The 14977-nt window shown below is 73.4% G+C and carries 7 protein-coding genes; 3 read left to right on the forward strand and 4 right to left on the reverse strand.

All coding sequences use genetic code 11. The features are described 5' to 3' along the window. The first annotated feature begins 1 nt into the window (after position 1). Positions 2-2245 carry a HelD family protein gene (locus ACZ6AQ_RS15640; protein ID WP_468760293.1) on the forward strand — a complete coding sequence of 748 codons (2244 nt, stop codon included), beginning with the start codon at positions 2-4 and terminating at the stop codon, positions 2243-2245. 18 nt (positions 2246-2263) lie between these two features. On the opposite strand, the gene glgB is transcribed toward ACZ6AQ_RS15640, so the two are convergent. From glgB to ACZ6AQ_RS15660, 4 genes are all read right to left on the reverse strand, one after another. Continuing rightward, on the reverse strand, positions 2264-4621 hold the full coding sequence (gene glgB, locus ACZ6AQ_RS15645) for a 1,4-alpha-glucan branching enzyme (protein ID WP_468760294.1): 2358 nt from the start codon (positions 4619-4621) through the stop codon (positions 2264-2266). A gap of 241 nt (positions 4622-4862) precedes the next feature. Continuing rightward, a complete protein-coding gene (locus ACZ6AQ_RS15650) occupies positions 4863-6212 on the reverse strand; it encodes a maltokinase N-terminal cap-like domain-containing protein (protein ID WP_468760295.1) in 1350 nt (449 codons plus the stop codon). A gap of 231 nt (positions 6213-6443) precedes the next feature. Further along, positions 6444-8156, reverse strand: a complete 1713-nt coding sequence (gene treS / locus ACZ6AQ_RS15655) for a maltose alpha-D-glucosyltransferase (protein ID WP_388689080.1) — start codon at positions 8154-8156, stop codon at positions 6444-6446. Further along, complete coding sequence (locus tag ACZ6AQ_RS15660) at positions 8153-10147, reverse strand: alpha-1,4-glucan--maltose-1-phosphate maltosyltransferase (protein WP_468760296.1); 1995 nt, start codon at positions 10145-10147, stop codon at positions 8153-8155. Before ACZ6AQ_RS15660 ends, treS begins: the two co-directional genes overlap by 4 nt. Before the next feature lie 785 nt (positions 10148-10932). Here ACZ6AQ_RS15660 and glgP point away from each other — a divergent pair. Next, the gene (gene glgP / locus ACZ6AQ_RS15665; protein ID WP_468760297.1) at positions 10933-13488 is read left to right on the forward strand and encodes an alpha-glucan family phosphorylase; all 2556 of its coding nucleotides are present in this window, start codon (positions 10933-10935) and stop codon (positions 13486-13488) included. 190 nt (positions 13489-13678) lie between these two features. After that, positions 13679-14941, forward strand: a complete 1263-nt coding sequence (locus ACZ6AQ_RS15670) for an MFS transporter (RefSeq protein ID WP_468760298.1) — start codon at positions 13679-13681, stop codon at positions 14939-14941. The last annotated feature ends 36 nt before the right edge of the window (positions 14942-14977 follow it).

Raw genomic sequence — 14977 nt, forward strand, 5'->3', positions numbered from 1 at the left:
ATTGTCAACCGAGGAATTTCGGAATGAACAACAATTCATCACCGATCTCTACACACGACTCGACGCCCTGAGGGACCAGGCCGAGGACGCCGTCGGGCAGGCCCTGCGCACCCCCGGCGTCGGCAACAACCAGAGCCGGCTCGAACGGGACGTGATGGTCGCCGAGCAGTCCGGGCTGCTCGCCGCGCTCAACGCCGGGGAGAGCGGGCTCTGCTTCGGCCGCCTCGTCTTCCGCGACGGACGGGACCACCACATCGGCCGGCTCGGCATCCGCGAGGACGACCCGAACCGCACCCCCCTCGTCGTGGACTGGCGCGCCGAGGTCGCCCGCCCCTTCTACCTCGCCACCGGGTACGAGCCCATGGGCCTCTCCCGCCGCCGGCACATCGGCACCGCCGGCCGCACGGTCACGGCCCTCCACGACGAGGTGCTCGACCTCGCCGACGCCACCCGCACCGGACACGAGGGCCGGGACGCCGACGAGGTGCTGCTCGCCTCGCTCGACGCCGCCCGCACCGGCCGCATGCACGACATCGTGCAGACCATCCAGGCCGAGCAGGACGCCATCATCCGCTCCCCGCACCGGGGCGTCCTCGTCGTGGAGGGCGGCCCCGGCACCGGCAAGACCGCCGTCGCCCTGCACCGCGCCGCGTACCTCCTCTACGCCCACCGCGAGCAGCTGGCCAAGCGGGCCGTCCTCATCGTCGGACCCAATCCCGCCTTCCTCGGGTACATCGGCAACGTGCTGCCCTCCCTCGGCGAGACCGGCGTCCTCCTGGCCACCCCCGCCGAACTCTTCCCCGGGGTCCGCGCCACCGGCACCGACACGCCGCGCGCCGCCGCCGTCAAGGGCTCCGCCGCCATGGCCGGCGCCCTCGCCGCCGCCGTGCGCGACCGCCAGCGGGTCCCCGGACACGACGAGCCCCTCGTCGTCCCCCACGAGGACGGGGACCTGGTCATCGACCGGGGCATGGCCCTGGAGGCCCGTCACCGTGCCCGCGAGACCGCCCTCCCGCACAACCTCGCCCGCCCGTACTTCGTCTTCCGGGTCCTGGACGACCTCGCGCGGCAGCTCGCGGACCGGATCGGCGCCGACCCCTACGGCGGCCCCAACTTCCTCGGCCCCGACGACATCGCCCTGCTCGCCAAGGGCGTCGCCGCCAACCCCGGGGTCCACGCCGCCCTCGACACCCTCTGGCCCGCCCTCACCCCGCGGGACTTCCTCGCGGACTACCTCGCCGACCCCACCCACCTGCCCGACGCCGACGCCGACGCGATCCGCCGCGGGGAGCACGACGAGGGCGGGTGGACCCCCGCCGACGTGCCCCTGCTCGACGAGGCCGCCGAACTCCTCGGGGAGGACGACTCGGCCGCCCGCGCCGCCGAGGAGGCCGAGCGGCAGAAGCGGATCCAGTACGCGCAGGGCGTCCTCGACGTCTCCTACGCCTCCCGCACCTACGAGTTCGAGGACAAGGAGGAACAGGACAAGGACGCCTCCGAGGTCCTCTCCGCCCACGACATCATCGACGCCGAGCGGTTCGCCGAGCGGCACGAGGAGGCCGACCACCGCAGCGCCGCCGAGCGGGCCGCCGCCGACCGCACCTGGGCCTTCGGGCACATCATCGTGGACGAGGCCCAGGAACTCTCCGCGATGGCCTGGCGGCTCCTCATGCGCCGCAGCCCCGGCCGCTCCATGACCCTGGTCGGCGACCCCGCCCAGACCGGCGACCCGGCCGGCGTCGGCGCCTGGGAGGACATCCTCGCCCCGTACGTGGAGGACCGCTGGGAACTGGTCCGGCTCGGCGTCAACTACCGGACGCCCGCCGAGATCATGGCCGTCGCCGCCGGGGTCCGCCGGGAGACCGACCCCGGTTTCGAACCGCCGGGCTCGGTGCGCTCCACCGGCGTCGAGCCCTGGGACCGGACCGTCCCGGACCCGGTGCGGGAGACCGCCGACGCGGTCGCCGCCGAACTCCGCCCCGACGGGCGGCTCGCCGTGATCGCCCCGGCGGGGCTGCATCCCGCCCTGCTGGCCGCCCTGCCGGACGCCGCCCACGGGACCGCCCCCGACCTCACCCGCCCGGTGGTCCTGCTCGACCCCCGGCAGGCCAAGGGCCTGGAGTTCGACACGGTCCTCGTGGTCGACCCGGACGGCATCCGGGCCGGCGCCCCGCACGGCGTGAACGACCTGTACGTGGCGCTGACCCGGGCCACCCAGCGCCTGGGCGTGATCAGGCCCGCGTGATCACGCCCGCCGTGCCCTTCAAGCCGGCCTGAGCCACACGGTCGCCAGCGGCGGCAGCGTCATCCGCACGCTGGACGACCGCCCGTGCCACGGCACCGACTCGGTCTTCACCGGGTCGGTGCCGACCACGCCCGAGCCCCCGTACCGGGCCGCGTCCGTGTTCAGCACCTCCGTCCAGGCCGCGAAGGCGTCCGGCACGCCGAGCCGGTAGCCGTCCCGGACCACCGGCGAGAAGTTCGACACGGCGAGCAGCGGCGAGCCGAGGCCGTCGAAGCGCAGGAACGCGAAGACGTTGTCGTCGGCCGCGTCCCCCACCACCCACGCGAACCCCTCCGGGGAGGTGTCCCGCTCCCACAGCGACGGCGTCGCCGTGTACACCGCGTTCAGGTCGCGGACCAGGTCCCGCACGCCCCGGTGGTCGGCCTCCGCCCCGTACGCCGGGTCGAGCAGCCACCAGTCCGGTCCCTGGTCCGCCGACCACTCGCCGCCCTGCGCGAACTCCTGCCCCATGTAGAGGAGCTGCTTGCCGGGGTGGGCCCACATGTAGCCCAGGTAGGCGCGGTGGTTGGCCCGCTGCTGCCACCAGTCGCCCGGCATCTTCGACACCAGCGACCGCTTGCCGTGCACCACCTCGTCGTGCGAGATCGGCAGGATGTAGTTCTCGCTGTACGCGTACACCATCGAGAACGTCATCTCGTCGTGGTGGTACTTCCGGTGCACCGGCTCCTTCTGCACGTACTCCAGGGAGTCGTGCATCCAGCCCATGTTCCACTTCATGCCGAAGCCCAGGCCGCCGAAGCCGCCCGGCCCCACCTGGTCCGTGGGGCGCGTCACGCCGTCCCAGGCCGTGGACTCCTCCGCGAAGGTCACGATCCCCGGGCAGCGCCGGTACACCGTCGCGTTCATCTCCTGGAGGAACGCCACCGCGTCCGGGTTCTCCCGGCCGCCGAACTCGTTCGGCACCCACTCGCCGTGCTCGCGCGAGTAGTCCAGGTAGAGCATCGAGGCCACCGCGTCCACCCGCAGGCCGTCGATGTGGAACTCCTGGCACCAGTACACGGCGTTGGCGACCAGGAAGTTGCGCACCTCCTTGCGCCCGTAGTCGAACTCCAGCGTCCCCCAGTCGGGGTGGTGCGAACGGCGCGGGTCCTCGTGCTCGTACAGCGGCCGCCCGTCGAACTCCGCGAGCGCCCAGTCGTCCTTCGGGAAGTGCGCGGGGACCCAGTCCATCAGGACCCCGATCCCGGCCCGGTGCAACGCGTCCACCAGGTACTTGAAGTCGTCCGGCGTGCCCATCCGGGCCGTCGGCGCGTAGAACCCGGTCACCTGGTAGCCCCACGAGCCGCCGAAGGGGTGCTCGGACACCGGCATGAACTCCACGTGCGTGAAGCCGAGGTCCCGCACGTACGCGGGCAGCTGCTCGGCCAGCTCGCGGTAGCCGAGGCCCGGCCGCCAGGACGGCAGGTGCACCTCGTACACCGAGAGCGGGGACTCGTGGGCCGGGCGGTCGCCCCGCCGCTCCATCCACTCCCGGTCGCCCCACGCGTAGTGCGACTCGGTGACGATCGACGCGGTGTTCGGCGGGCACTCGGTCCGGCGGGCCATCGGGTCCGCCCGCAGGGTGTGCGAACCGTCCGGCCGGGTGATGTCGTACTTGTAGACGGCGCCCTCGCCGATCCCCGGCACGAACAGCTCCCACACGCCCGTCGAGCCGAGCGAGCGCATCGGCAGCCCCGTGCCGTCCCAGCAGGTGAACTCGCCCGTGACCCGCACCCCGCGCGCGTTGGGCGCCCAGACCGCGAAACGGGTGCCGGTCACGCCCTCGTGCGTCATCACCCGGGAGCCGAGGGCCTTCCACAGCTCCTCGTGGCGGCCCTCCCCGATCAGATGGAGGTCCAGCTCGCCGAGCGAGGGGAGGAAGCGGTACGGGTCCCGCACCTCCAGCTCGGGCCCTTCGGCGTAACGCACCCGCAGCTCGTACGCGGGCACCTTGCGGAGCAGCGGCAGCAGGCCCGAGAAGAGGCCGTCCCCGTCGTCGTGGAGCGTGATCCGGCGGCCCTTGACGAGGACGGCGACCTCACGGGCGAACGGGCGCAGCACCCGCACCACCACCCCGCCGCGCACCGGATGCGCGCCGAGCACCCCGTGCGGATCGTGGTGCTCGCCGGCGAGCAGCCGTGCCCGGTCGCCCGGGTCGAGCGGCGGCGCCTTCCGCACGGCCGGCCGGTCCGGAGCGGACGCCTTCGGCACGGCGGGGCGGTCCGGCACGGGCGCCTTCCGTACGGCGGGCCGGTCCGGCACGGGAACCTTCCCGGCAGTGTCCGACGCGAGCGCCTTCCTGGCTGTGGACGTCTTTCCTGCGGATCGGGCGGTCACGGCGAAGCCTCCTGGAGGACGGGAGAAGAGGGGGAGGGGAACGGGGGGTACACGCATACGGAACGGTCCGCCGGCCGTCCGGGACACTCGGCCGAACGGGGCGGGTCGGGCTTCCGGCGGGCGGGCGGGGGCACGGCGGCCCGGAGCACCGCTCCGGACGGGGGAGAGGCCGTCCGGACGGGGGTTCCGGACCGGACAGAGACGCCGGACCGGACAGAGACGCCGGACCGGTACGGGCAGCTCACGGGAGCGCCGCCAGACGTTCGACGGCGGCCATCGGGACCGGGAGCCAGTCCGGGCGGTGGCGGGCCTCGTAGACGACCTCGTAGACCGCCTTGTCGGTTTCGTAGGCCCGCAGGAGCGCCGGGTCCGAGCGGGGATCGGCGCCCGCCGTCTCCGCGTAGCCGGCGCAGAAGGCGGCGCGGCAGCGGGCCGCCCAGTCGGCGTTCCAGGGGCGGTGGGTGCGGGCCGCGTAGTCGAAGGAGCGGAGCATTCCGGCGATGTCGCGGACCGTGGGCTGGGGGCTGCGCCGTTCGTCCAGCGGCTTCGCGGGCTCCCCCTCGAAGTCGATGACCGCCCAGGCCCCGTCGGCGCCCCGCAGGGTCTGCCCGAGGTGCAGGTCGCCGTGGATGCGCTGGAGCGCCCCCGCCCCCGGGGCGCCGCTCGCCGCCGCGAAGACGGCCCGGAGCCCCGGCACGTACGGCAGCAGCGCGGGCACGGCCTGCGCCGCCGCGTGGAGCCGCCGGTCCATCGCGCCGGCGAGCCGCTCCGCCTCCTCCTTCCCCAGCCGCCGCGTGGGCAGCGTGGCGGCGAGCGCCAGGTGCACCTCGGCCGTGGCGCGGCCGAGCGCCCGCGCCTCGGTGGTGAACTCCCGCCCGGCGGCCAGCGCGTCGAGCGCGAGCCGCCAGCCGTCCCGGGAGTCCCGGAGATAGGGCTGGAGCACCCCGAGGGTCGAGGCCCCCGACTCGAACCAGGCGACCGGCGCGGGCACCCGGCCGCAGCCGGCCCGGCCGAGCGCGAGCGGCAGCTCCAGGTCGGGGTTGGCGCCGGGACTCACCCGGCGGAAGATCTTGAGGATGTACGCGTCCCCGTAGACGAGCGAGGAGTTGGACTGCTCGGCGTCGAGCACGCGGGGCGCGAGCGCGGCCGGCAGGGTGCTGGTGGCGTGGAAGCGCAGGGGGCCGGTCCGGCCCGGGGTGCGCAGCCGCTCGTAGAGGAGGCCGGCGAGCCGCGGGTCGCGCAGCCCTTCGTAGACGGCCCGTCCGGCGAGCGGTCCCTGCCGGACGCGTCCGATCAGGGCGGGAGCGAGGCGGGGCGGGAGCTGCGCCCGTACGCCCAGGAGCAACTGGTAGCAGTCGGGGGGCGAACCGGTCGGGCGGCCCGGTTGTTCGACCCGTACGAGCAGATGGAGGAGGCCGGGCCCCGGGCCGTCCAGCGGCAGCAGCTCGGTGGCCGCGTCCAGGGTGAATCCGGTGACCCGCCGGCCCTTGCCCGCGAACCAGCGCTGCCGTGGCAGCCAGTCGTGGAGCAGGGGGGCGAGGGACGGAAGGAGGGCGTCCGGCGCCCGGGTGGTGGATGCGGTCTCCGGCATGGCGTCGCGTCCTTTCCCCGGGGCGCGCAAATGGCGTTCGTATACGTTCAAATGCGCAGAGTGTCCCGGATGGCGGCTTGGGCTGTCCGGAAGTGCGGGACGTGTCGGAAGGGGAAGATCCGTATGGGCCCGGGAAGAAGGCCCGTATGGACCTGAATCGTGTGGGTTCACGTGCCCCCGGTGGGACGGGCGAAACCGCCCCACCGTGGACGTGGCCGAACCGGTGCGGTGTCAGGCCCTCCTGAGGCGGAACCAGTAGAACCCGTGGCCCGCGAGGGTCAGGAGGTACGGGAGTTGCCCGATGGCCGGGAACTCCACCCCGCCGATCAGCTCCACCGGGTGACAGCCGGCGAAGCGGCGCAGATCCAGCTCGGTCGGCTGTGCGAACCGCGAGAAGTTGTTCACGCAGAGGACGAGGTCGGCGTCCATTCCCTCTTCGGGAGCGGTCTCGCGCAGGAAGGCGAGCACGGCCGGGTTCGACGCCGGGAGCTCGGTGTACGTCCCCGTCCCGAACGCCCGGTTCTGCTTGCGGATCTCGATCATCCGCTTCGTCCAGTGCAGCAGCGACGACGGGGAGGCCATCCCCGCCTCGACGTTGGTCACCTGGTAGCCGTGGACCGGGTCCATGATGGCCGGAAGGTACAGCCTGCCCGGGTCGCAGGAGGAGAACCCGGCGTTCCGGTCGGGGGTCCACTGCATCGGGGTGCGCACCCCGTCCCGGTCGCCCAGCCAGATGTTGTCGCCCATGCCGATCTCGTCGCCGTAGTACAGCACCGGCGAACCGGGCAGCGAGAAGAGCAGCGCGGTGAACAGCTCCATCTGGTTGCGGTCGTTGTCCAGGAGCGGGGCGAGCCGGCGCCGGATGCCGATGTTGGCCCGCATGCGCGGGTCCTTGGCGTACTCGGCGTACATGTAGTCGCGCTCTTCGTCCGTGACCATTTCGAGGGTCAGCTCGTCGTGGTTGCGCAGGAAGATGCCCCACTGGCAGCCCGACGGGATCGCCGGGGTCTTCGCCAGGATCTCGGAGACCGGGTAGCGGGACTCGCGCCGCACGGCCATGAAGATCCGCGGCATGACCGGGAAGTGGAAGGCCATGTGGCACTCGTCGCCGCCCGACCGGAAGTCGCCGAAGTAGTCCACGACGTCCTCGGGCCACTGGTTCGCCTCCGCGAGCAGCACCGTGTCCGGGTAGTGGTCGTCGATCTCCTTGCGGACCCGCTTCAGGAAGGCGTGGGTGGCCGGGAGGTTCTCGCAGTTGGTGCCCTCCTGCTGGTACAGGTACGGCACCGCGTCGAGCCGGAAGCCGTCGATCCCCAGGTCCAGCCAGAACTTCAGCGCGGACAGGATCTCCTTCTGCACCGCCGGGTTCTCGTAGTTGAGGTCCGGCTGGTGCGAGAAGAACCGGTGCCAGTAGTACTGCTTGCGGACCGGGTCGAAGGTCCAGTTGGAGGTCTCCGTGTCGACGAAGATGATCCGGGCGTCCGCGTACTGCTTGTCGTCGTCGGCCCAGACGTAGTAGTCGCCGTACGGCCCGTCCGGATCGCGCCGCGACTCCTGGAACCACATGTGCTGGTCGCTGGTGTGGTTCATGACGAAGTCGATGATCACGCGCATGCCGCGCTGGTGGGCCGCGTCCACGAACTCCACGAAGTCGGCCAGGTCGCCGAACTCGGGGAGCACCGACGTGTAGTCGGCCACGTCGTAGCCGCCGTCCCGCAGGGGGGACTTGAAGAACGGCGGCAGCCAGAGGCAGTCCACGCCCAGCCACTGGAGGTAGTCCAGCCGGGACGTGATGCCCTTCAGGTCGCCGACGCCGTCGCCGTTGCTGTCCTGGAAGGAGCGGACGAGGACCTCGTAGAAGACGGCCCGCTTGAACCAGTCGGGATCGCGGTCCTTGGCGGGGGTGTCCTCGAAGGTGTCGGGGACGGGCTCGTTGACAGTCATGAGGTGGGTGACCCTCCGGTCTGCGGGGACGGTCGCAGGACCAGCACGTGCGCGGGCGTGACGCCCGGTTCCAGGCGCACGTAGTTGGCCCTGCCCCAGTGATAGGTCTCGCCGGTGAGCTCGTCGCGCACTGGCACGGTCTCGTGCCGGTCGAGGCCGAGTTCCGGCATGTTCAACGAGACCGTCGCCTCCTGGGTGTGGTGCGGGTCGAGGTTGACGACCACCAGAACGGTGTTCGAACCCGCGCGCTTGCTGTACGCGATCACCTGCGGGTTGTCGGCGTGGTGGAAGACCAGGTTCCGCAGCCGGTGGAGCGCCGGGTTCCGGCGCCTGATCCGGTTCAGCGCGGTGATCAGGGGGGTGATCGTGGCCCCCGACCGCTCCGCCGCCTCCCAGTCGCGCGGCCGCAGTTCGTACTTCTCCGAGTCGAGGTACTCCTCGCTGCCCTCGCGCAGCGGGGTGTTCTCGCACAGCTCGTACCCGGCGTACATGCCCCAGGACGGGGACAGCGTCGCCGCGAGCACCGCCCGCACCTCGAACGCGGGCCGGCCGCCCTCCTGGAGGTAGGCGTGCAGGATGTCGGGGGTGTTCACCCAGAGGTTCGGCCGCATCTGCGCCGCCGTCTCCCGGGACAGCTCCGTCAGGTACTCCGTCAGCTCCTCCTTGGTGTTGCGCCAGGTGAAGTACGTGTACGACTGCTGGAAGCCGATCGCGCCCAGGGCCCGCATCATCGCGGGCCGGGTGAACGCCTCCGCCAGGAAGATCACGTCCGGGTCGGCCCGGTTGATCTCCCCGATCACCCGCTCCCAGAAGACCACCGGCTTGGTGTGCGGGTTGTCGACGCGGAAGATCCGGACGCCGTGGTCCATCCAGTGCCGCAGCACCCGGACGGTCTCCGCGACGATCCCGTCCATGCCGTCGCCGGCCTCGTCGAACGCGAGGGGGTAGATGTCCTGGTACTTCTTCGGCGGGTTCTCCGCGTACGCGATCGAGCCGTCCGGCCGCCGGCGGAACCACTCCGGGTGCTTCTCCACCCACGGGTGGTCCGGCGAGCACTGGAGCGCGAAGTCCAGCGCGACCTCCAGGCGCAGCTCCCGGGCCCGCGCCACGAAGGCGTCGAAGTCCTCGAAGGTGCCCAGGTCCGGGTGGAGCGCGTCGTGCCCGCCCTCCGGCGAACCGATCGCCCACGGCACGCCCACGTCGCTCGGCGACGCCGACAGGGAGTTGTTGGGGCCCTTGCGGTGGGTCTCGCCGATGGGGTGCACCGGCGGCAGGTACACCACGTCGAAGCCCATCGCCGCCACCGCGGGCAGCCGCTCGGCGGCCGTGCGGAAGTTCCCCGGGACCGTCCGGCCGTCGACCGTGCGCGCCCCTTCGGAGCGGGGGAAGAACTCGTACCACGCGCCGTACAGGGCCCGCTCCCGCTCCACCCGGAGGGGGAACTTCGGCGAGGAGGTGAGCAGTTCGCGCAGCGGGTGACGGTCCAGGATCTCCACCACCCGGGGCGCGAGCGCCGCCGCGAGCCGGACGGCGGCGGGCCGGGACGGGTCGCGCAGCGTATCCGCGACGGCGAGCACGGTCTCCCGGCCGCCGCCCTTCTTCGGCACGTTCTTCGCGGCCCGCTCGTGCAGCTCGGCCCCCTCGGCGAGGACCAGTTCGGAGTCGATGCCCGCCGGGATCTTGATCCCGGCGACGTGGCGCCAGGTCGCGATCGGGTCGCTCCACGCCTCGACGGCGTACGTCCACGAGCCCTCGGCGTCCGGGGTGACCTCGGCGCCCCACCGGTCGGTTCCCGGGGCCAGCTCCCGCATCGGGATCCAGGGGCCGGGACGGCCCGAAGGACCGCGCAGCACGACGTTGGCGGCGACCGCGTCGTGCCCCTCGCGGAAGACGGTCGCCGTCACCTCGAAGGTCTCTCCGGCCACCGCCTTCGCGGGGCGCCGGCCGCAGTCGACCAGTGGGCGGACGTCCAGTACGGGAATGCGTCCCATGAGCGGATTCACAGCATCACCTGACGGTTTACGGGGGTGCGGGTGGTGGTGCGCTCTTTCTAGCTCCGCCGGCGGCCGGGGGGTCGCGGGCGGGGCCGCTCCCGTTCGCGTTCACCCGGACGGTCGATCCACGAGGGTGAAAGGGGGTCAGGAACGGACGGGTGCCTGGCGTTACCGGAGGAGCCTTCCCATGGTGCACCCTCGGGCAATCCGGCGCTTTGTCGACTACTGGGTCATAGCAGAACCGGCAAGGCCGGGAGTCGGACAGGAAAAGGGGCCCGACCTCGCGGGGAGGGGCCCGACGGAGCACGTCGGAGGGGCCGGAACCGCCTGAAGTCACCTCCGAAGACGGCCGGATCTGTTCCCTCGCGCCTTCCTTCCGGCCGGGACCGGGCCCCCGTTCGGCCGGGGGCCGGACGGGTGAGGAGACGGGTGCCCCGGACGCGATGTGCCCATGGGGGCGGACGGGGCCGGACGGGTGAGGGGCGGGTGAGGGGCGGACGGGACGGGTGGGGGTGGGGGATCGACGGGGACGGGCGGGGCGAGTCCCGGCGGGGCGAACACGGGTCCCGGCGGCGCGGGCGCGCCGCCGGGAACCCGTCCCCGCCCGGGAACCCGTCCCCGCCCGGGAACCCGTCCCCGCCCGGGAACCCGTCCCCGCCACGCCGACGCCGCCCGCGCACCGCCGCCCGGCCGGGCGGCGTGCCCTAACGTCGGAGCGGCACGCCGGACGCACAGCGTGGTGCGTCCGCTCCGCTCCGTACTCGCCTGCGAAGGTGGAACACGTGAAGGCAATCCGTCGATTCACCGTGCGTCCCGTCCTCCCCGACACCCTTCGACCCCTCGCCGACCTCGCGAGCAACCTGCGCTGGTCCTGGCACGAGCCCACCCGGGCCCTCTTCGACTCCCTCGGCGCCCCGGCCGGCACCGACCCCGTCCGGGTCCTCGGCGCCCTCGAAACCTCCCGGCTGGCCGCCCTCGCCGCCGACGAGGACTTCCTGGCCCGGCTGCGCGCCGCCGCCGAGGACCTCGACGGCTACCTCCGCGCCCCCCGCTGGTACCAGCACCGGCCCGGAGACCTGCCGGCCGCCGTCGCCTACTTCTCGCCCGAGTTCGGCGTCGCCGCCGCGCTGCCCCAGTACTCCGGCGGCCTGGGCATCCTCGCCGGCGACCACCTCAAGTCCGCCAGCGACCTCGGCGTCCCCCTGATCGGCGTCGGCCTGCTCTACCGGCACGGCTACTTCCGCCAGTCCCTCGGACGGGACGGCTGGCAGCAGGAGCAGTACCCCGTGCTCGACCCCGGCGAGCTGCCGGTGACCCTGCTCCGCGAGGACGACGGCACCCCCGCCCGCGTCACCCTCGCCCTGCCCGGCGGGCGCAGCCTGCACGCCCACGTCTGGACCGCCCGGGTCGGCCGCGTCCCCCTGCTCATGCTCGACTCCGACGTCGAGGAGAACGCCCCCGGCGAGCGGGGCGTCACCGACCGCCTGTACGGCGGCGGCAGCGAGCACCGTCTCCTCCAGGAGATGCTGCTCGGCATCGGCGGCGTCCGCGCCGTCCGCGCGTACATCCGGCTCACCGGCCACCCCGCCCCCGAGGTCTTCCACACCAACGAGGGCCACGCCGGCTTCCTCGGTCTCGAACGCATCCGCGAACTGCAGGGCGAGGGGCTCGACTTCGACAGCGCCCTGGAGACCGTCCGGGCCGGGACCGTCTTCACCACCCACACCCCCGTGGCGGCCGGCATCGACCGCTTCGACCGCGCCCTGGTCGCCCGCCACCTCGGCCAGGACGGCGCCCTCCCCGGCGTCGACACCGCCCGCGTCCTCGCCCTCGGCGACGAGACCCCGCTCGGCGGCGACCCCGGCGTCTTCAACATGGCCGCCATGGGCCTGCGCCTCGCCCAGCGCGCCAACGGCGTCTCCACCCTCCACGGCGCCGTCAGCCGCGCCATGTTCGCCGGGCTCTGGCCGGGCTTCGACGCCGACGAGGTGCCGATCACCTCCATCACCAACGGCGTCCACGCCCCCACCTGGGTCGCCCCCGAGGTCGGCCCGCTCGGCCCCGACGCGGGCGACCGGGAGCTGTGGGAGCTGCGCCGCGCCCTGCGCGAACGGCTCGTCACCGACGTGCGGGAACGGCTGCGCGCCTCCTGGCGGCAGCGCGGCGCGGCCGCCGCCGAACTCGGCTGGACCGACTCCGTCCTCGACCCCGACGTCCTCACCATCGGCTTCGCCCGCCGCGTCCCCTCGTACAAGCGGCTCACCCTGATGCTGCGGGACAAGGACCGGCTGCGGTCGCTGCTGCTCCACCCCGAGCGGCCCGTGCAGCTCGTCGTCGCGGGCAAGGCCCACCCCGCCGACGACGGCGGGAAGCGGCTCGTGCAGGAACTGGTCAGGTTCGCCGACGACCCCCGGGTCCGGCACCGGATCGTCTTCCTGCCCGACTACGGCATGGAGATGGCCCGCCGCCTCTACCCCGGCTGCGACGTCTGGCTCAACAACCCCCTCCGTCCCCTGGAGGCGTGCGGCACCAGCGGCATGAAGGCGGCCCTCAACGGCTGCCTCAACCTCTCCGTCCTCGACGGCTGGTGGGACGAGTGGTTCGAGCCGGACTTCGGCTGGGCCATCCCCACCGCCGACGGCGCGGTCGCCGCCGACGAGGAGCGCCGCGACGACCTGGAGGCGGCCGCCCTCTACGAGCTGATCGAGCGCCGGGTCGCCCCCCGCTTCTACGACCGGGGCCCCGACGGGGTGCCGGCCGGCTGGGTGGCGATGGTCCGGCGCACGCTCGCCGACCTCGGCCCCAAGGTCCTCGCCGACCGGATGGTCCGCGAGTACGTCGAGCGGTTGTACGCCCCCGCCGCCGGCGCCCGCCGGGCGCTCACCCCGGCCCGCGCCCGGGACCTCGCCGCCTGGAAGGCCCGGGTCCGGGAGGCGTGGCCCCGGGTGGCCGTCGACCGCGTCGAGGTCGGCGACGGCTTCGCGGACGACACGGCCGACGCGGAGCTGGGCGCGACCCCGGTCGTCCGGGTGCGGGTGGCGCTCGGCGCGCTCGGTCCCGACGACGTCGAGGTCCAGGCCGTCACCGGCCGGGCCGACGCCGACGACACCCTCACCGCCGTCCGCACCGTCACCCTCAAGCCGGCGGGCGGCCCGGACCTGGAGGGCCGCCTCCCGTACGCGGGCACCCTGGAGCTCGACCGCACCGGCTCCTTCGGCTGCACGGTCCGCGTCCTGCCCTCCCACCCCCTCCTCGCCCACCCGTCCGAACTCGGCCTGGTGGCCCTGCCGGAGGAGACGAAGGGGACGGGGGCGGGCGCGGGGCTGCTGATGCGGTAGCGGCCGGTCCGGTTCGGGGCGCCCCGGTCCGGTCCGTCCGGTTCGAGGCGCCCCGAACCGGACGGACCGGTTCGGGGCGCCGACGCGAGGCGACACGCTTGCACGACGAGGAGGGCCCCGTGCCACGCCCGGGGCACGCGGTCCCGGTGCGCTCGGGGCGGGCTCCACGGCTGCTGTTAGCCTGCCGCTCATGACCAAGGGCGGCCCGGCGGGCCGAATACGCCGAATGGGCCGGATGGCGGGGGACAGCGGACCGGAGCGCGTGCTGATCGCCGCCAGTTTCGTCAACCGGGTCGGCAACGGCTTGTTCAACGCGGCGTCGGCGCTTTACTTCACCTTGGTCGTGGGCCTGCCCGCCGTACAGGTCGGCGCCGCGCTCACCCTCGCCGGAGTGATCGGCCTGTGCGCGGGGATACCCGGCGGGCACCTCGCCGACCGGCGCGGCGCGCGCACCGTCATGATGCTGGCCCTCGTGGTCCAGGCGGTGTCGATGGCGGCCCTCGTGCTCGTCGAGAGCTGGACCGTGCTCACGGTCGTCGCGACGGTCGACCAGATCGCCGCGGCGGCCGGCGGGGCGGCCTGGGGTGCTCTGGTGGTCAGGGTCGGGGGAGAGCGCCCGGCCCTGTTCCGGGCCAGGCTGCGCACCTTCGTCAACCTGGGCGTCGTCCTGGGAACGGTGGGCGCCGGGCTGGCGCTGGCCGCGAACACCCGCGGTGCCTACGTCACGCTGATCCTCGGCAACGCGGCGAGCTTCGCCCTGTGCGCGGCGCTCCTGCTTCTGCTGCCCCGTTACCCGGTGCCGGCCGAACCGCCGCGACAGCATCGTCGGCTCGTCTTCAGGGACCGTCCGTTCCTGACGTTCACCGCCCTCTACGGCGCCATGGGACTGCAGTACCCGGTGGTCTCCCTGCTCCTGCCGATCTGGATCTCCGAGCACACCGAAGCGCCGCGCTGGACGGTGGCCGCGCTGTTCGCCGTCAACTCCGCTTTCTGCGTGCTGACGCAGACCAGGATCGGTTCCCGTGTCGAGACCCCGCACGACGGCGGCAGGGCGTTTCGCACCGCGGGGCTCTTCTTCCTCGTCAGCTGCCCGACGATGGCACTGGCGGCGCACACCCCGGTCTGGGCCGCGGTGGGGCTGGTCCTGGCAGCGGTCTTCTTCCACAGCCTGGGAGAGGTGTGGGAATCCTCGGCGTGCTTCGCCCTGGGCTTCGGGCTCGCCCCCGACCATGCCCAGGGCCAGTACCAGGGCGTCCTCGGCCTCGGTTTCGGCGCGGGCCAGGCTCTCGCCCCCGTGATCCTCACCACGGTGGTGCTCGGCCTCGGTACGGCGGGCTGGCTGCTGCTGGCGTTGTTCTTCGCGGCGCTGGGCGCCGCCGGACCGCCCCTCGCCCGCTGGGGCACGCGTACCCGGCCACGGGCCGGTGGGGCCGTGGCGGAGGCGACGGGATGACCGGCCGCCTCTCGCCGGAAGCGTTGCGGTGCCGTC

It is taken from the genome of Streptomyces sp. NPDC041191 (assembly GCF_055591945.1).

What these genes read in the sequence shown, in the direction of transcription:
- ACZ6AQ_RS15660 (WP_468760296.1), bottom strand. Translation starts at nt 10,147, where the DNA reads ATGGGACGCATTCCCGTACTGGACGTCCGCCCACTGGTCGACTGCGGC.
- ACZ6AQ_RS15650 (WP_468760295.1), bottom strand. Translation starts at nt 6,212, where the DNA reads ATGCCGGAGACCGCATCCACCACCCGGGCGCCGGACGCCCTCCTTCCG.
- treS (WP_388689080.1), bottom strand. Translation starts at nt 8,156, where the DNA reads ATGACTGTCAACGAGCCCGTCCCCGACACCTTCGAGGACACCCCCGCC.
- ACZ6AQ_RS15670 (WP_468760298.1), top strand. Translation starts at nt 13,679, where the DNA reads ATGACCAAGGGCGGCCCGGCGGGCCGAATACGCCGAATGGGCCGGATG.